The organism is Rhodanobacter sp. LX-99, assembly GCF_018599185.1.
Taxonomy (GTDB): Bacteria; Pseudomonadota; Gammaproteobacteria; order Xanthomonadales; family Rhodanobacteraceae; genus Rhodanobacter.
In genome coordinates this window covers 1,423,329-1,440,667 of the sequence record NZ_JAHFVL010000001.1, presented here as the reverse complement: position 1 = coordinate 1,440,667, position 17,339 = coordinate 1,423,329, and the positions used below count along the sequence as shown (strand labels likewise).

The following is a 17,339-nucleotide window of genomic DNA, read 5'->3' as shown; positions in this document are numbered from 1 at the left end:
CAGCCCGAAACACTCTTTGGGCCTCAGCCTTCCATCATGCTCAGCGCCACCGCCTCGGCGATCTCGATGCCGTCCACTGCGGCCGAAAGGATGCCGCCGGCGTAGCCGGCGCCTTCGCCGGCGGGGTACAGGCCGCGGGTGTTGAGGCTTTGCAGGCTGTCGTCGCGCTTGATGCGCACCGGCGATGAGGTGCGCGTCTCCACACCGGTAAGGATCGCGTCGTGCATCGCGTAGCCCCTGATCTGCCGCTCGAACGCGGGCAGCGCCTCGCGGATGGCGGCGATCGCGTAGTCGGGCAGGGCGCTGTCGAGGCTGCCCAGCGTGACGCCGGGCTTGTAGGAAGGCTGCACGTCGCCGAATTCGCGCGAGGCGCGGCCAGCCAGGAAATCGCCGACCAGTTGCGCGGGGGCGCTGTAGTTTTCGCCGCCGAGCACGTAGGCGTGGCTTTCCAGCGCGCGCTGCAGCGCGATGCCGGCGAGCGGGCTGCCGCTGGCGTCGTACGGCGCGAAATCAGGCGGGTCGATGCCGACCACCACCGCGGCGTTCGCATTGCGCTCGTTGCGCGAGTACTGGCTCATGCCGTTGGTGACCACGCGGCCGGGCTCGCTGGCGGCGGCGACCACGGTGCCGCCGGGGCACATGCAGAAGCTGTACACCGAGCGCCCGCGTCCGCCCTGATTTCCTTTGCCGTGATGCACCAGCTTGTAGTCGGCCGCACCGAGGATCGGGTGGCCGGCCTGCGGACCGAAGCGGGCGCGGTCGATCACCGATTGCGGGTGTTCGATGCGGAAGCCGATCGAGAATGGCTTGGCTTCCAGGTACACGCCGCGCGCGTGCAGCATCTCGAAGGTGTCGCGCGCGCTGTGGCCGAGCGCGAGCACCACATGATCGGCACGGATCTGCTCGCCGCTGGCCAGGGTCACGCCGCGGATCTGCCGCTGGCCATCCGCGCACGGTTCCAGCAACAGATCATCGACGCGCTGGCTGAAGCGGATCTCGCCGCCCAGCGACTCGATCGTGGCGCGCATGTTCTCCACCATCGTCACCAGCCGGAACGTGCCGATGTGCGGCTTGCTGACGTAGAGGATTTCCTCCGGCGCGCCGGCCTTGACGAACTCGGTCAGCACCTTGCGGCCATGATGCAGCGGGTCGCGGATCTGGCTGTGCAGCTTGCCGTCGGAAAACGTGCCGGCGCCGCCCTCGCCGAACTGCACGTTCGACTCGGGATGCAGCTGGCGCTTGCGCCACAGGTCCCAGGTGTCCTTCGTGCGCTCGCGCACTTGCTTGCCGCGGTCGAGGATGATCGGGCGGAAGCCCATCTGCGCCAGGATCAACCCGGCGAACAGCCCGCACGGGCCGAAGCCGATCACCAGCGGCCGGTGTTCCATGCGTGGCGGGGCCTTGGCCACGAAGTGGTAGCCGGTGTCCGGCGTGGGTTGCACGTGCGGATCGTCGGCGAAGCGTCGCAGCAGTTCCGCTTCGCGCGGGGTGTCGATGTCCAGTGCGTAGATCAGCACGATCGCGCCGCGCTTGCGCGCGTCGTAGCCGCGCCGGGCGATGCTGTAGCCGGTGAGCGCGGCGGCTTCGATGTCCAGCCGCTTGAGGATCGCGGCGGTGAGCGCGGCCTCGCCGTGATCGAGCGGCAGCTTGAGGTCGGTCAGTCGCAGCATGGGGGTCCGGGGCGGTCGATCGGCGTGGAGGGGCGTTGGCCCGGCCAGCTATTGTCGACGCGATGCTGCTTGCCGGACAAGGCGCGGGTCAGCCCGCCGGATCGTCTGTCGCGCTTCCGATGCGCGCCAGTGGCCGCACACCCGCATTCGCGGGGTGACCCGGTGGGTCAGTTCAGGCCGCCAGCATGGTCAGGATCTGTTCGCCCGTGGCACGTGGATGCAGCAGCAGATAGCGCGTGCCCATGCCTTCGTCATGCCGGCGGGCGGCCGCAATGCACGGTTCGCCGTCGACGGCGGTTATGCACAACGGCGCCGGGCGGCGCCGGTCCCACAGGCGCCGGAGGACCAGGCCGTGTTGCGGGCCGCCGACGATGATGCATTTGATCTGTTCCATGATGCTTGCTCGGAAGATGGGGGAAGTCATCTCCCTGCAAGCAGGAGGCAGGCCACGGCCCAATGGTGAAGTGTGGTGTGCATCACACTTTGGCCATTTGACGGCAACGGCCCTTCCGGGCCGTTGCCGTGCCGGGGGTTTTTCAGGCCTGGCCGATGAAGTCGGACTTGCCGATGTCGGTGCCGGCCTCGCGCAGGATGTCGTAGGCGGTGGTGCAGTGGAAGAACAGGTTCGGCAGGGTGAAGTGCAGCAGGTAGGCCTGGCCTTCGAAGTTCATTTCGCCGTTGCGCATCTTCAGGTGGATCGCGCGGGTTTCGCTGCCGTCGATCTGCTCCGGCTTGAAGCTCTTGATGTACTCGATCGAGCGCTCGATGCGGCTGTAGGCCTGCTCCAGCGTGGTCTCGTTGTCCTCGAAGCTCTGCGGCTCCACGCCGGCCAGGCGGGCGGTGCCGCGGGTGGCCATGTCGCAGGCGATCTGGATCTGCTTGATCAGCGGCAGCATGTCGGGGATCAGCCGGGTCTGCAGCAGCACTTCGTCGCTGACGTTCTTCGACTTTGCATGTTCCTCGCCCTTTTTCAGCACGTGGGCGAGGTTGCCCAGCGCGCGGACGAAAACGGGAACGGCGACCTGGTACATCGAGATGGTCATGGGTGATCTTCCTGTGGTGGATGAAGGGGTTCGGATCGATGGGCGGTGGCGAGCGGGGGCAGGTCGCCGGGGAACACGGCGGGGCCGGCCTCGATGGGCTGGGGCCGGGCGGTGGCCGGCAGGTTGCGGGTGACCCGGGCCGCGATCAGCATGCCGACCAGCATCAACGCCGCGGAAAGCACGAAGGCTACACCGGGCAGGTGGATGGGCGAAGACGGCGCGATCGACAGGGCGAAGACCTGGGCGAACAGGTACGGGCCGAAGATGCCGGCGAAACTGCCGAGGCTGCCGATCGCACCCTGCAGCCGGCCTTGCTCGGACGGGTCGACCTGCTGCGTCATGATCGACTGGATCGGCGGCATCGCCAGCCCCCACAGCGCCAGCAGCGGGATGCCGAACAGGAACGCCCAGCCGACGTCGGCGACGCCCATCACCAGGAACGCGCCGACGCCGAACAGCATGCCGGCCAGCAGCACGCGACGCTCGCCGAAGCGCGGCGCCAGCTTGCCGGTGAGCACCGCCTGCACGAAACCGTCGCAGGCGCCGACCAGCATCAGCACGTAGCCGACCGCCTGCGGGCCCCAGTGGTAGCGGTAATCCGCGTACAGCACGAATACCGTCTGCAGTACGTAGTGCGCCAGGTAGACCAGGAACAGCACCACCGCCAGGCCGAGCACCTGCGGGTAGCGGCGCAGCAGCTTCAGCGAGCCGAACGGATGTGCGCTGTGCAGTTCGAGCCGGCTGGTGCGGCGTTCCTTCGGCAGCGACTCGGGCAGGATGAAACAGCCGTACAGGAAGTTGCACAGCGCCAGGCCGGCGGCCACCCAGAACGGCAGCCGCAGCGCGATGCCGCCGAGGAAACCGCCGAGGCCGGGCCCGATGATGAAGCCGAGGCCGAACGCACTGCCGAGGATGCCGAACGCGGCGGCGCGCTTCTCCTTCGGGGTGATGTCGGCGATATAGGCATTGGCGGTGCTGAAGCTGGCCGCGGTCATGCCGAGCAGGATGCGCGCCACGAACAGCAGCCACAGCGTGGGCGCCAGCGCCAGCACCACGAAGTCCACCGCCAGGCCCAGGTTGGAGATCAGGATCACCGGGCGCCGGCCATAGCGGTCCGACAGCGCGCCCTGCACCGGCGAGAACACGAACTGCACGATCGCGAACACCGTACTGAAGATGCCTACCCACCACGCCGCCTTCGCGATGCCGCCGCCGGCCAGCTGCTCGATCAGGTGCGGCAGCACCGGGATGATGATGCCGAACGCCAGCATGTCCAGCAGCACGGTGACATAGATGAAGGCCAGCGCGGCACGGTGGCGTGGTGCGGCGGGAGTCGACGACGGGTCCATGGGCATGGCGAAGCGATGGGTGAGGCACGATAGCCGAACGACGACGGTGCGGCATGTGCATCTGGTCAGGCATGGCGCGGCCGCCGGCGCCGCGGCATGGCGACGTGCCGCACACGACCCGCTGCGCGGGGCGCCGGCGTGTTGCATGGCGCGATACCATGGGCAATCCCCTCGTCAAGGAATTGCCATGGTCCGACGTCTGCTTCCCGTATGCCTGCTGCTGGCGCTGGCCGCCTGCTCCTCCAGCCACGACGCTCCCGCCACGGCACCGGTGTCGAAGGAGGAACTTGCCCCGGCGCCCACCGGCAGCGCGGCCGTGGCGCCGGCGGCGTCGACCGACGCCAGCGCCAGCGCGGCGGTGCGGAAGCACCTGGCCGACTACGCCACGGTGAAGCTCAGCGCCGACCTGTCGAAGTTCGACGCGAGGCAGAAGAAGATGATCGCGCTGCTGGTCGAGGCGGCCGACAGCATGAACGCGCTGTACTGGCAGCAGGCGTGGGGCGACCGGGATGCCCTGCTGCAGAAGATCAGCGACCCGGCCGTGCGCGAATTCGCCGAGATCAACTACGGCCCGTGGAACCGGCTGGACAACGACCGCCCGTTCGTCGACGGCATCGGTCCGCGCCCGGCCGGCGCGCAGTTCTACCCGGCCGACATGGGCAAGGCCGAGTTCGAGAAATCCACGCTGAAGGACAAGACCGCGCTGTACACCCTGCTGCGCCGCGACGCACAGGGCCAGTTGATCAGCGTGCCGTACCACGAAGCGTACAAGGCCGAGCTGGAGAGGGCCGCCGGCCTGCTGCACCAGGCGGCGAAACTGGCGAAGGATCCAGGCTTCAGGAAGTACCTCACGCTGCGCGCGGACGCGCTGCTGAGCGACGACTACCAGGCCAGCGATTTCGCCTGGATGGACATGAAGAAGAACCCGGTCGACATCGTGATCGGCCCGATCGAGACCTACGAAGACCAGCTGTACGGCTACAAGGCCAGCTACGAATCGTACGTGCTGATCAAGGACCAGGCCTGGAGCGCGAAGCTTGCGCGCTTCGCCAAATACCTGCCCGAGCTGCAGCGCGGCCTGCCGGTGGCCGACAAGTACAAGGCGGAAAAGCCCGGCTCCGATGCCGACCTCAACGCCTACTTCGCGATCTACTACGGCGGCGACGCCAATGTCGGCGCCAAGACCATCGCGATCAACCTGCCCAACGACGAGCAGGTGCAGCTGAAGAAGGGCACGCGCCGGCTGCAGCTGGAAAACGTGATGCAGGCGAAGTTCGACCGGATCATGCTGCCGATCGCGAAGGAGCTGATCGCCGAGGACCAGCAGGGCAACCTCAGCTTCGACGCGTTCTTCCAGAACACCATGTTCCACGAAGTGGCGCACGGGCTGGGCATCAAGAACACGCTGGACGGCAAGGGCACCGTGCGCAAGGCGCTGAAGGACCAGGCCTCCAGCTTCGAGGAAGGCAAGGCCGACATCCTCGGCCTGTACATGGTCGGCAAGCTGGCCGAGAAAGGCGAGCTGGACAAGTCGAAGCTGATGGACAACTACGTCACCTTCCTCGCCGGCATCCTGCGCTCGGTGCGCTTCGGCGCCAGCGACGCGCACGCCAAGGCGAACATGGTGCGCTTCAACTTCTTCAAGCAGCAGGGCGCGTTCAGCCGCGACGAAAACACCGGCCGCTACCGCGTCGACTTCGACAAGATGACCGCGGCGATGAACGCGCTGTCGGCCAAGCTGCTGACCATCCAGGGCGACGGCGACTACGAAGCCGCCAAGCAGCTCACCGACCAGATGGGCGCGGTCGACGCCGAACTGGCCGGCGACCTGAAGCGGCTCGACCAGGCGCATATCCCGGTCGACATCCGCTTCGAGCAGGGGCTCGACGTGCTGGGGTTGAAGAAGCCCTGAGGCGCTTGCGTCACGTCGCCGCGTCGATCCACGCGGCGACGTCGGCCGGGTGTTCCAGGTGCAGGTGATGGCCGCCGCCGAGATGGCTGACGGCGATGTTCGCCACGCACCCGGCGCGCGCCTGCATCGGTGCGCCGGGCAGGTAAGAGGTGGCCGGTTGCGCCAGCAGCAGGGCGGTGGGCGCGGCGATGCCGCGCAGCAGCGCGTGCACCTGCGTTTCGGCCAGGCGCACGGCGCTGGGGCGGGTCAGCCGCGGGTCGCTGCGCCAGCGCCAGCCGCCATCGGTTTCGACCAGGCCGCGCTCGACGATCGGCCGCGCCAGTTCGGCGGGCAGGCCGCTGGCCATGCTGCGTGCGGCGACCGCCTGGGCGACGTCGCGGAATATCCGCAACGGCTTGCCGTTGTCGCCACGCGGCGCCAGCGCATCGCGGAAGCGCTGCAGCGTGTGCGAGCCGTCGTCGCCGAGCGGGCCAAGGCCTTCGATCAGCAGCAGCCGTTCGATCCGCTCGGGCGCGGCGGCGGCGACCAGTGCGGCGATGCCTGCGCCCAGCGAGTGGCCGAGCAGGCTGTAGCGATCCAGCCGCAGCGCGTCGGCCGCGGCCAGCACGGCCTGCACGTAGTCGAGATAGTGATAGCTGGCGCCGACGGCCAGATGACCGGAGTGGCCGTGACCGGGCAGGTCCAGTGCGATCACCCGGTAGCGTGCAGCCAGCCGCGGCGCCAGCCGGGCGAAGCTGCCGGCATTGTCGAGCCAGCCGTGCAAAGCCACCAGCGGCGGCAGTGTTTCGTCGCCCCAGACCTGCGCGGCCAGTTCCAGGTGCGGCAGCGCGATGCGGCACTCGACGGGTGTCGTCACGCCGCGGCTTCCGGCCAGCCGCCCAGGTGCCGGCGCACCAGCGCGGCGAGGCTGTCCACCTGTTCGGCGCTGTCGTTCAGCGCGGGGATGTAGCGCAGCGACTCGCCGCCGGCGGCGGTGAAGAAGTCGCGGTTCTGCATCGCGATTTCCTCCAGCGTCTCCAGGCAGTCCACCGCGAAGCCGGGGCAGGCGACGTCGAGTTTGCGCACGCCATCGGCGGCCAGCTGGCGCACGGTGGCGTCGGTGTACGGGTGCAGCCAGCGCTCGCGGCCCACCCGCGACTGGAAGCTGACGATCATCTCGCCCTCGCCCAATCGCAGCCGTTCGCGCAGCAGCTTCGCGGTGCGTCGGCATTGTTCCGCGTAGGGATCGCCGAGCCGCACGTAACGCTCGGGAATGCCGTGGAACGACAGCAGCAGTTTTTCGCCGCGGCCGTTCGCCGTCCACCAGCGCTCGATGCCGGTCGCCAGCGCGTCGATGTGGCCGGGGTCGTCGTGGTAGTCGTTGACGATGCGCAGCTCCGGCGGCCAGCGCAGCGCCTTGAAGGCGTCGGCGACCGCGTCGATCACCGAGCCGGTGGAGGTGGCCGAATACTGCGGATACAGCGGCAACACCAGCAGCCGGCGCACGCCTTCGCGCTGCAGCTGCCCGATCGCATGCGCCACCGACGGTTCGCCGTAGCGCATCGCCAGCGCCACCCGTAGCGTGCCGGGCCGCTGCCGGCCCAGCTCGGCCTGCAGGCCGGCCGCCAGTGCCTCGCTGCCGTAGCGCAGCGGCGAGCCGCGTTCGTTCCAGATCCGTGCGTAGGCATGCGCCGAGCGTCGCGGCCGCACGCGCAGGATCACTCCGTGCAGGATCAGCCACCACAGCCAGCGCGGGTAGTCGATCACCCGCGAATCGCCCAGGAATTCAGCCAGATACGGCCGCACGGCGCCGGCGGTGGGGGCGGTCGGCGTACCCAGGTTGACCAGCAGCACGGCTGCCTGAACGGACTGAACGGACGGCGCGTCGGAATGGTCGGCAACGCCGGTATAGTTGCTGCTGTGTGGCATCGTGACAGTCGTGGCCATATCAGCCGTGGAGTCTGCCACAAGCCCGGCGTACTGCGCCGCGCCCTTCCCCGAACCCGTGTGGAGCTGCCCATGTTGAAGACATCCGTGCAACGTCTGCTGCTGACCGGCCTGGCCCTGCTGTTGCCGGCGATGGCCGCACACGCCGAGGATCCGCCGCTGGTACGCGCCACCAACGCCGTGCGCGTGATGAACGACATCATGCAGGCGCCGGACAAGGCGATCCCGAAGGATTTGCTGCAGAACGCCAGGGCGATCGCGGTGATCCCGGACATGATCAAGGCCGGCTTCATCTTCGGCGGCCGCCGCGGCGAAGGCCTGATCTCGGTGAAAGGCGCCGACGGCACCTGGTCCAATCCCAGCTTCATCACCATGACCGGCGGCAGCGTGGGTTTCCAGGCCGGCGTGTCGTCGACCGACGTGATCCTGGTGTTCCGCACCCAGCGCGGCGTGGACTCGATCGTCAACGGCAAGTTCACCCTCGGCGCCGACGCGTCGGCCGCGGCCGGCCCGGTCGGGCGTACCGCCACCGCCGCCACCGACGCGCAGTTGAAGGCCGAGATCTATTCCTACTCGCGCACCCGCGGCCTGTTCGCCGGGGTGGCGCTGGACGGTTCGGCGCTGCGTATCGACTATGATGCGAACGCGGCGGTGTATGGCGCGGGCATCACGCCGCGGCGCATCTTCGAGGGCGGCGTCAGCAACGTGCCGGCGCCCGTGGTCGACTTTCGCGACCGGCTCGAAGAGTACACTTCACGCTGATACGGAAAGGCCGGCGCGCGCTGCGCGATGGGTTTCCGGCTCCATCCGTTTTCGAGGTAATACATGAGCATCTGGCATCTGGTAATCCTGCTGGTCGTGGTGGTGGTGATCTTCGGCACCGGCAAGCTGCGCAACATCGGCTCCGACCTGGGCAATGCCATGCGCGATTTCAAGAAAGGCCTCAGCGGCGACGAGGACGAGGCCAAGCGCAAGGAAGAAGCCGACCGGCTGCGCGCCGATCCGCCGGCTAGTCCTGCTGACAAGGCGACGCAGAGTCAGCGCGACTCCAGCGACTCGAAGTAAGCCGCGGCGACGGGCGGGTTGCGGCGATGATCGAGATCAGCTTCGGCAAGCTGGTTCTGCTCGCGCTCATCGCGCTGATCGTGCTCGGCCCGGAGAAACTGCCGGGCGTGGCGCGTACCGCCGGCGCCCTGCTGCGGCGCATGCGCAGCGGCTGGGACGACGTGCGCGCCGAGGTGGAGCGCGAATTGCAGATCGAGGAAATCAAGCGCAACGCCCGCGAGGTCGCGGCGCGGGCGGAGGCGGCGCAGACGGAACTGGACGCCACGCTGCAGCAGGTGCGCGACATGCGGAACGCCGCGCCCGCGCGCGATGAAGCGGTGGCGGGCGAGGTGGCGCCCGCCACCGAAGCCACGGCCGCGGACGAGCCGGATAACGCCACCGGCGACCTGTTCGCCGGCATGGGCGGCCCGGCCACGACGGCACCGAAGGAACCGCCGCATGGCCACGCCTGATCCCGGGATCGACCTGCAGCAGGGGCTGTTCTCGCACCTGCTGGAACTGCGCACGCGCCTGCTCAAGGCCAGCGCCACCGTGCTGGTGGTGTTGCTGGCGCTGGTGCCGTTCGCCAACCGCCTGTACACGGAACTGGCCGCGCCGCTGGTGGCGCGGCTGCCCGAGGGCGCGCACCTGATCGCCACCGAGGTCGCCAGCCCGTTCGTCACCCCGCTGAAGCTGGCGTTCTACGCGGCGCTGTTCATCAGCATGCCGATGATCCTGTACCAGCTGTGGGCGTTCGTCAGTCCCGGCCTGTACAAGCACGAGAAACGCCTCGCCCGCCCGCTGCTCGCCGCGGCGCTGGTGCTGTTCTACATCGGCTGCGCGTTCGCGTATTTCCTGGTGCTGCCGGCGGCGTTCCGCTTCCTCACCGCGATCACGCCGCAGGGGGTGGAGATGATGACCGACATCACCCACTACCTCGATTTCGTGACGCTGATGTTCTTCGCGTTCGGGCTGTGCTTCGAGGTGCCGGTGGCGGTGGTGATCCTCGCCGCGATGGGCATCGTCGACGTGGACAAGCTGCGCAGCAGCCGGCGCTACGCCATCGTCGGCGCGTTCGCGATCGCCGCCTTCATCACCCCGCCCGACATCACCTCGATGATCATGCTGGCGGTGCCGATGTGCCTGCTCTACGAGCTGGGCGTGCTGGCGGTGCGCTGGCTGGTGAAGCCGGGTTCGCTGAAACCGGACGCGAACTGAGCACGCTCAATACAGGTCGATCGGATCGACGTCCAGCGACCAGCGCACCTTGCGCACCGACGGCAGCGCGATCAGCGCCAGCTGCCATGAGCGCAGCATGCCGTGCAGCGTGCGACGGCTGCTGGCTTCCAGCAGCAGCTGGCCGCGATGCCGGCCTGCGCGCAGCGGCATCGGCGCGGGCATCGGCCCGGCGATCTGCAACTGCGCGTTGACCGGCAGCGCGGCGCGCGCCGCGGCGAGGAACGCATCGACCTGCTCGCGCTGCGGCGCCTCGGCACGCAACAGCACTTGGTGGCTGTACGGCGGCAGCTGGATCAGCCGGCGCTCGGCCAGCAGCTCGCGCGCCGCGGCGGCGTAGCCCTGCGCCAGCAGGCTGCGCAGCAGCGGGTGTTCCGGCTGGTGCGTCTGCAGCACCACGCGACCGGGCTTGCGCGCGCGCCCGGCGCGACCGGCCACCTGCACCACCAGCTGCGCCAGCCGCTCGCCGGCGCGGAAGTCGATGCTGTGCAGGCCTTCGTCCACGCCCACGATCGCGACCAGGGTGAGGTTCGGCAGGTCGTGGCCCTTGGCCAGCATCTGGGTGCCGACCAGGATCGCCGGCTGGTCGTCCTTGAGCGTGGCCAGCAATTGCTCGAACGCGTCGCGGCGGCGGGTGGTCTCGCGATCGACGCGCAGCACCGGCACCTGCGGGAACTGCGCGACCAGCGCTTCCTCCAGCCGCTCGGTGCCCTGGCCCTGCGGCTTCAGGTCGCCGGCGCCGCAGGTCGGGCAGACGGCGGGCAGGCGCTGGCGATAGTCGCAATGGTGGCAGATCAGCTGGCGCCGGCCCGCGTGCAGGGTCAGCGGCCGGTCGCAGCGCGGACAGCCGGCGTGCCAGCCGCAGGCGTGGCACAACAGCACCGGCGCGTAGCCGCGGCGGTTGCGGAATACCAGCGCCTGTTCGCCGCGCGCCACCGTCTCGGCCACGGCGCCGAGCAGCGCCGGCGACATGCCGTGCTCCAGCCGCTGCGCGCGCATGTCGATGATCTGCACCTGCGGCGGCCGGATCGCGCCAGGGCGCGCGCGCAGGTGCAGGGTGCGGTAGCGGCCGGCCTCGGCATTCGCCAGCGATTCCAGCGACGGCGTGCCCGAGCCCAGCAGCACCGGCACGCCGAGCGCGCGGGCGCGCACCAGGGCCAGGTCGCGGGCGTGGTAGCGGAAGCCTTCCTGCTGCTTGTAGGCGCTGTCGTGTTCCTCGTCGACGATGATCAGGCCAGCTTGCGGCAGCGGCGTGAACACCGCCGAGCGGGTGCCCAGGATCACCCGTGCGCTGCCGGCGCGAGCGCGCAACCAGGCGCGCGCGCGATCGCCTTCGGACAGGTTCGAGTGCAGCACCTCGACGATCACGCCGAGCCGCTCGCGCAGGCGCCGCACGGTCTGCGGGGCGAGGCCGATCTCCGGTACCAGCAGCAGTGCCTGCTTGCCCTGTGCCAGCACCTGTTCGATCAGCGCCAGGTAGACCTCGGTCTTGCCGCTGCCGGTGACGCCGTCGAGCAGGAACGGCTGGTACTGGCCGAGGCTGGCGCCGACCGCGGCCACCGCCTGCTGCTGTTCGTCGCTGAGTTGCGGCGCCAGCGAGGGTGGCAGCGGACGATCGAGCGGCGGCCGTTCGCTGCGTTCGAGCAGGCAGGCCGCGGCCAGCCGGCGCGCCGCTTCGCGCCAGCCGGGCTGGCGTTCGCTCAGCTCCTGTGCGCTTAATCCGCCGGCAGCCAGCAGGGCCAGCAAGGCCTTGCTGCCGCCACGGCGGCTGCCGGCATCGTGCGCGCTGCGGCCGGCGCCGGTGAGCGACCAGTATTCGTCGCCGATCGGCGGCAGCGGCTTCGCCTCGCGCAGGGCCAGCGGCAAGGCATTGGCGTAGGCCTCGCCCGGCGCGCCGAGCCAGTAATCGGCGGCCCAGGCCAGCGTCTGCATCAGTTCGGCATCGAGCAGCGCGTCGTCGTCGAGCAAGCGCAGCACCTGCTTCAGCCGGCTGCTGCCGACCGCCGCCTCGGCGCCGATGGCCACCACCACGCCGACCAGTTTGTGGCGGCCGAACGGCACCAGTACGCGACTGCCCACGCAAGCCTCGCCCGCCTCGGGCGGCAGATAGTCGAACAGGGTTGGCAGGGGTACCGGCAGGGCGACGCGAAGGACGGCGGGCATGGACTACCTCGTGGCGGGCCAGTGTAACTGGGGCGTATACGAGGCCTCACGTTTCGATGGCTGCGGTGGCAGGTGAATCACGTCGGGCGAGTTGCGCGAACTTGCTGCCCGGCTATCGAGGAGTCGCGGGTAAGTAGCTATCCCCGGGAGGTTTTTGCGCTTATCCACAACAGCTGTGGATAAGTCTGTGGATGCAGCGGGGAGGGGGTGCCTCAAAGCGCGTCGTGGCGCCTTTCAGGACAGCCTGACGAGGTTTTGGTCACGTAAAAAAAGCCTTTTTCTTCAATAGCCTGCAAATGGCGTCCAGCCGCAGTTCACACAATTGACAAGCGGGTACCGGTCGCCTTGACAGGCTCATGACGCTGTGCAAAACCCGCCGCGCCGCCGGCCGGAAAGCGGCCTCAGTGGGCCAAGCCCAAGGCCGCTGCGACCGTCAGCGCGAGCATCAGCAGCCAGAAGTAACACCAGCCGATGAACCAGAATTTCAACAGGGTCATCGGCCAACCCTGGTGGTAGATCCGCTTCTGCATGATCAGCAGGTAGGTCGGGATCCACAGCATGAGCACGGCCTGTATCCAGCCCAGTGCGTAGCCGGCCCAGGCGGCATGAGGCCGTAGCCAGGTCGACAGCATGCCGGTCACGGTGATCAGCATCACGCCGAGGAACATGAAGGCGTGACTGTGCAGGGCCACGGTCAGGTGTTCCATGTACAGCCGCCGGCGGAATACGTAGAACAGCTTGAGCAGGCCGGCGAAGACCGGAATCAGCACGAACATGGTGGCCGGCAGTGCGCCGAACACGCCATTGATCATCCGCTGTTTTGCTTCGGCGCGGGTGGACGGGTCGCCGTCCTTGAACGCCCGCCAGTTGTGTTGGATCTGCTGGCCCAGCCGGGTCAGCCTGGCGTTGGCCGCCTCCGGCAGCCAGCTGATGTGGACCGGCTGGGGCTCGTGGTCCGGAGCCTCGCTGGCCCGGACGGCGACCTCGAGATTCGCGGCGACGGAGGCGGCCGGTATCGGGGCGGCGCCAAGTTCGATCAGGCGCTTGTTCGCCTGTTGCTGCATGTTCTCGGCAGCCAGTTGGAGCTGCTGTTGCGGCAGCACGCCATACGCGGCGATGTGCGGCAGGGTCTTGAGCTGACTCTTCAGTACCTTGCGCACTTCCTTCGGGGTGTCGGCATCGCTGAAGGCCTCGCCGGTCACGGTCACCGTGGGGCCCTGGCGCGCCGCCACCTTGGCGGATATCTGGTCGATCGCCAGGTGAACCACGAAGAACGACAGCAGGCACAGCACGAACATCAGCCGGAACGGCGCGATGTAGCGCACCCGCCGGCCGGCGAAGTATTCCAGGGTGAGGAAGCCGGGTTTGAGCAGCAGCGGCGGCAGCGTGTGCACGATGCGGCCGTCGATGTGCAGCACCGTCTCGACGGTTTCCTCGAGCATGTGGTGCATCGGCTTCAGCACGCTGTGGATCGATTGCCCGCATTCGTGGCAGAACTCGCCCCGCATCGCGGCGCCGCAGTTGGCGCAGTGCAATCCTTCGTAGCTGGTCAGCTGCTTCATTGAGGTTCCCGTTCGCTGCAGCGGAGGATCTTCGCACAGGACGGTGGCCCGGCGGTCGTGACGAATGGCTCAGGTAGAATGTGCGGCCCTGGAGTCTGCTGTGCCCATGAAACCCTTTCGTCCCGAGCGTGCTCACTTGTTCCACGAGGTGCGCGCCACCGTGCGTCTCGCGTTGCCGCTGATCGCCGCGCAGTTGGCCGCGGTCGGCAGCAACGTGATCGACGCGGTGCTGGCCGGGCACGTCAGCGCGCACGTGCTCGGTGCGGTGGCGGTGGGCGCCAGCATCTGGTCGCTGGCGATCGTCAGCGGCATCGGCATGATGATGGCGGTGCCGCCGTCGGTGGCCCAGCTCGACGGCGCCGGCCGGCGCCACGAGGTCGGCGCGGTATTCCGCCAGGCGCTGTGGCTGGCGCTTGGCATGGGCGTGCTGCTGTGGTTCGCGGTGCGGCATGCGGAGCCGCTGATCGAGTTGATCGGGGTGACGGCGAGCCTGCGCCACGACGTGCAGCGCTTCCTGCTGGCGATCAGCTGGGGTGCGCCGGCGCTGACCACCTACTTCGCGCTGCGCGGCCTGTCCGAAGGGCTGTCGCTGACCCGGCCGTCGATGTACTTCAGCCTCGGCGGGCTGGTGCTGCTGGTGCCGCTGGGCTATGTGCTGATGTTCGGCAAGCTCGGCATTCCGCCGCAGGGCGCGCACGGCTGCGGCGTGGCCACGGCGATCGTGCTGTGGCTGGAGATGCTGGCGTTCGGCGTCTATGTGATCTTCCGGCGCAATTACCACGGGCTGGGCCTGTTCGATCGTTTCGAGTGGCCGGACCTGCGCCGGATCGGCACGCTGGTGCACATCGGCCTGCCGATGGCGGTGACCCTGCTGGCCGAGGCCGGGTTGTTCGTGGCCACCGCGCTGATCATCGCCACGCTGGGCGAGGACGTGATCGCCAGCCACCAGGTGGCGATCAACATCGCCTCGCTGTTCTTCATGATCCCGCTCGGCCTGGCGATGGCGATCACCGTGCGCGTGGGCAACGCGGTGGGCCGTGGCGACGAGCGCGGCGTGCGCTACGCCGGCTTGTGCGGGATCGGCCTGACCCTGGTCACCCAGCTGTTCTCGGCCGGCCTGATGCTGGGCCTGCCGCACTTCATCGCCACGCTGTACACACACGAGCCGAAGGTGATCGCGCTGGCCGCGCAACTGATCATGCTGGCCGGGCTGTTCCAGTTCTCCGACGGCATCCAGGTGGCCGCCAACGGCGCGCTGCGCGGGCTCAAGGACACCCGCGTGCCGATGGCGATCACCTTGTTCGCGTACTGGATGATCGGCATGCCGGTGGGCTGGTGGCTGGCCTTCCATCACGGCATGGGCGCACGCGGGATGTGGATCGGCCTGATCGCCGGCCTGTCCGTGGCTGCCGTGATGCTGTTCACCCGCTTCTGGCGCAGCGCGTGGAAACAGCGCTGGCGCCGTCACATGCCAATGACCGCGCCGGCCTGACCGGCTACGCTTGCCCCGACGATTCCGGATACCCACATGACGCTTCCACCACCGCCACCGCCCCGCCGCAACGGTTTCTGGGCCTTTCTGCGCGCGCTCGGGCGCGGCATCAACATGCTGCGGCTGGTGATCATCAACCTGGTGTTCTTCGGCGTGCTGTTCGTGCTGCTGTTGCTGCTGACCGCAGGCATCGCCGGCAGCCGGATGGAGCGCGCGGTGCAGAACGACAGCGTGCTGGTGATCAAGCCGCAGGGGCAGCTGGTCGAGCAGTACAGCATCGATCCTCTGCAGCGTGCGCTGGCCGGCCTGTCCGGCGAGCAGCCGAAGCAGGTGCAGCTGCGCGACCTGGTCGGCGCGATCGACGCGGCGGCGAAGGACAAGCGGATCAGCCGCATCCTGCTGCTGCCGGACGAGCTGCAGGGCGGCGGCTTTGCCGCGTTGCGCGAGGTCGGCGCGGCGCTGGACCGCTTCCGCGCGGCGGGCAAGCCGGTGGTCGCGTGGGCGGTGAACCTGGACCAGGGCCAGTACTACCTGGCCGCGCATGCCGATCGCCTGCTGGTCGATCCGCAGGGCGGCGTGCTGATCACCGGATTGGCCAACTACCGCCTGTTCTACAAGGACCTGCTGGACAAGCTTGGCGTCGACGTGCACCTGTTCCGCGTGGGCGAGTTCAAGAGTGCGGCCGAGCCGTACATCCTCGATCACGCCTCGGCCGAGGCGAAACAGGCCGACAGCTACTGGATGGGCGGCCTGTGGGACGGCTACCTCGCCGAAGTGGCGCAGCTGCGCAAGCTGGACCCGGCGGTACTGCGCGACGACATCGACGACCTGCCGCAGCATATCGCCAGCACCCAGGGCAACCTGGCCCAGCTGGCGCTGAACCAGCACCTGGTCGACGGCCTGGCCACCCGCAGCGAACTGATCGCGATGATGCGCAAGGAAGGCGTGCCGGCCGACCGGAAAGGCCACAGCTTCCGCCAGGTCGAGTTTGCCCGCTACGCGGCCGGCGTGCCGCGCGACGGCGACCTGTTCGCGCCGGGCGTGGCGATCGTGGTGGCCGAGGGCGAGATCGCCGGCGGCAAGCGCGCGGCCGGTTCGATCGGCGGCGAATCCACCGCGGCGCTGATCCGCAGCGCGCGCGAGGACCGCAAGACCAAGGCGCTGGTGCTGCGGGTCAACTCGCCCGGCGGCGAGGTGTACGCAGCCGAGCAGATCCGTCGCGAGGTCGAGCTGACCCGCAGCGCGGGCATCCCGGTGGTGGTGTCGATGGGCGACGTGGCGGCCAGCGGCGGCTACTGGATCGCGATGAACGCGAATCGCATCTTCGCCGAGCCGAACACCATCACCGGTTCGATCGGCATCTTCGGCATGTACTACACGGTGCCGAACACGCTGGCCAAGCTCGGTATCCGCAGCGACGGCGTCGGCACCGGGCCGATGGCCGGCGCGTTCGACATCAGCCGTCCGCTCGATCCGAAGGTCGGCACGGTGATCCAGGCGATCATCGACAAGGGCTACCGCGACTTCGTCGGCAACGTGGCGAAGGCACGCGGCAAGAGCTACGACGCGGTCGACGCGGTCGCGCAGGGCCGCGTGTGGACCGGTCAGCAGGCGCTCGAGCGCGGCCTGGTCGACCGGCTCGGCGGGCTGCAGGCCGCCGTCGCCGATGCGGCCAGCCTGGCCAAGCTGGGCAAGGGCTACCCGGTGCGCTACGTGGAGGCGCCGCTGGGCGGCTTCGAGCGTTTCCTGATCGGCCTCAACCAGAACGCCAGCATGCACGTGCTGCGCTCGTGGGGCGTGCGCCTGCCGAACTGGTTCGCCCAGCTGCCCGCGCTGGCGCCGGAACTGCAGCTGTTGCGCAACGCGAAGGCCGGCACGCCGAACATCTACGCGGACTGCCTGTGCAGCCCGCGTTGAAGCGGGTCAGTCACTGAGCGGAGGC

Annotated in this window: 15 protein-coding genes; 7 read left to right on the top strand and 8 right to left on the bottom strand. The window is 68.9% G+C overall.

Annotation, left to right across the window (positions count from 1 at the left end):
- Positions 1-23: 23 nt before the first annotated feature.
- The 4 genes from KK131_RS06810 to KK131_RS06795 all read right to left on the bottom strand — a co-directional run bounded on the left by KK131_RS06810 (position 24) and on the right by KK131_RS06795 (position 4,062).
- On the bottom strand, positions 24-1,670 hold the full coding sequence (locus KK131_RS06810) for an NAD(P)/FAD-dependent oxidoreductase (protein ID WP_214555917.1): 1,647 nt from the start codon (positions 1,668-1,670) through the stop codon (positions 24-26).
- A 172-nt stretch (positions 1,671-1,842) separates the two neighbouring features.
- Positions 1,843-2,064: a hypothetical protein gene (locus KK131_RS06805; RefSeq protein ID WP_214555916.1), complete on the bottom strand. Its 222-nt coding sequence runs from the start codon at positions 2,062-2,064 to the stop codon at positions 1,843-1,845.
- A gap of 142 nt (positions 2,065-2,206) precedes the next feature.
- A complete protein-coding gene (locus tag KK131_RS06800; protein WP_214555915.1) occupies positions 2,207-2,713 on the bottom strand; it encodes a DUF1993 domain-containing protein in 507 nt (168 codons plus the stop codon).
- Positions 2,710-4,062: a TCR/Tet family MFS transporter gene (locus KK131_RS06795; RefSeq protein ID WP_214556672.1), complete on the bottom strand. Its 1,353-nt coding sequence runs from the start codon at positions 4,060-4,062 to the stop codon at positions 2,710-2,712. The genes KK131_RS06800 and KK131_RS06795 overlap by 4 nt, the downstream gene beginning before the upstream one ends.
- Before the next feature lie 187 nt (positions 4,063-4,249).
- Between KK131_RS06795 and KK131_RS06790 the strand changes: the two genes are divergently transcribed.
- Positions 4,250-5,974, top strand: a complete 1,725-nt coding sequence (locus KK131_RS06790) for a Zn-dependent hydrolase (protein WP_214555914.1) — start codon at positions 4,250-4,252, stop codon at positions 5,972-5,974.
- A gap of 10 nt (positions 5,975-5,984) precedes the next feature.
- Here the strand turns inward: KK131_RS06790 and KK131_RS06785 are convergent, their stop codons facing one another.
- The gene (locus KK131_RS06785; protein WP_214555913.1) at positions 5,985-6,830 is read right to left on the bottom strand and encodes an alpha/beta hydrolase; all 846 of its coding nucleotides are present in this window, start codon (positions 6,828-6,830) and stop codon (positions 5,985-5,987) included.
- The gene (gene hemH, locus KK131_RS06780; RefSeq protein ID WP_214555912.1) at positions 6,827-7,882 is read right to left on the bottom strand and encodes a ferrochelatase; all 1,056 of its coding nucleotides are present in this window, start codon (positions 7,880-7,882) and stop codon (positions 6,827-6,829) included. The genes KK131_RS06785 and hemH overlap by 4 nt, the downstream gene beginning before the upstream one ends.
- A 90-nt stretch (positions 7,883-7,972) precedes the next feature.
- Here hemH and KK131_RS06775 point away from each other — a divergent pair, with 90 nt between their 5' ends.
- The 4 genes from KK131_RS06775 (at position 7,973) to tatC (ending at position 10,162) form a co-directional block, all read left to right on the top strand.
- On the top strand, positions 7,973-8,662 hold the full coding sequence (locus KK131_RS06775; protein ID WP_214555911.1) for a lipid-binding SYLF domain-containing protein: 690 nt from the start codon (positions 7,973-7,975) through the stop codon (positions 8,660-8,662).
- A 63-nt stretch (positions 8,663-8,725) separates the two neighbouring features.
- The gene (tatA, locus tag KK131_RS06770) at positions 8,726-8,965 is read left to right on the top strand and encodes a twin-arginine translocase TatA/TatE family subunit (protein ID WP_214555910.1); all 240 of its coding nucleotides are present in this window, start codon (positions 8,726-8,728) and stop codon (positions 8,963-8,965) included.
- A 26-nt stretch (positions 8,966-8,991) separates the two neighbouring features.
- Positions 8,992-9,417, top strand: coding sequence for a Sec-independent protein translocase protein TatB (tatB, locus tag KK131_RS06765; protein WP_214555909.1), 426 nt, complete (start codon positions 8,992-8,994; stop codon positions 9,415-9,417).
- A complete protein-coding gene (tatC, locus tag KK131_RS06760; RefSeq protein ID WP_214555908.1) occupies positions 9,404-10,162 on the top strand; it encodes a twin-arginine translocase subunit TatC in 759 nt (252 codons plus the stop codon). Before tatB ends, tatC begins: the two co-directional genes overlap by 14 nt.
- A 6-nt stretch (positions 10,163-10,168) precedes the next feature.
- Here the strand turns inward: tatC and KK131_RS06755 are convergent, their stop codons facing one another.
- Positions 10,169-12,343 carry a primosomal protein N' gene (locus KK131_RS06755; RefSeq protein ID WP_214555907.1) on the bottom strand — a complete coding sequence of 725 codons (2,175 nt, stop codon included), beginning with the start codon at positions 12,341-12,343 and terminating at the stop codon, positions 10,169-10,171.
- 401 nt (positions 12,344-12,744) lie between these two features.
- Positions 12,745-13,905, bottom strand: a complete 1,161-nt coding sequence (locus tag KK131_RS06750; protein ID WP_214555906.1) for a DUF3667 domain-containing protein — start codon at positions 13,903-13,905, stop codon at positions 12,745-12,747.
- Between the two features lie 106 nt (positions 13,906-14,011).
- Here KK131_RS06750 and KK131_RS06745 point away from each other — a divergent pair, with 106 nt between their 5' ends.
- Together KK131_RS06745 and sppA are read left to right on the top strand one after the other, a co-directional pair.
- Positions 14,012-15,397 (top strand): MATE family efflux transporter, encoded by a 1,386-nt coding sequence (locus KK131_RS06745; RefSeq protein WP_214555905.1) that lies wholly within the window; start codon positions 14,012-14,014, stop codon positions 15,395-15,397.
- Between the two features lie 36 nt (positions 15,398-15,433).
- Positions 15,434-17,314 carry a signal peptide peptidase SppA gene (gene sppA / locus KK131_RS06740; RefSeq protein ID WP_214555904.1) on the top strand — a complete coding sequence of 627 codons (1,881 nt, stop codon included), beginning with the start codon at positions 15,434-15,436 and terminating at the stop codon, positions 17,312-17,314.
- Positions 17,315-17,339 lie beyond the last annotated feature (25 nt).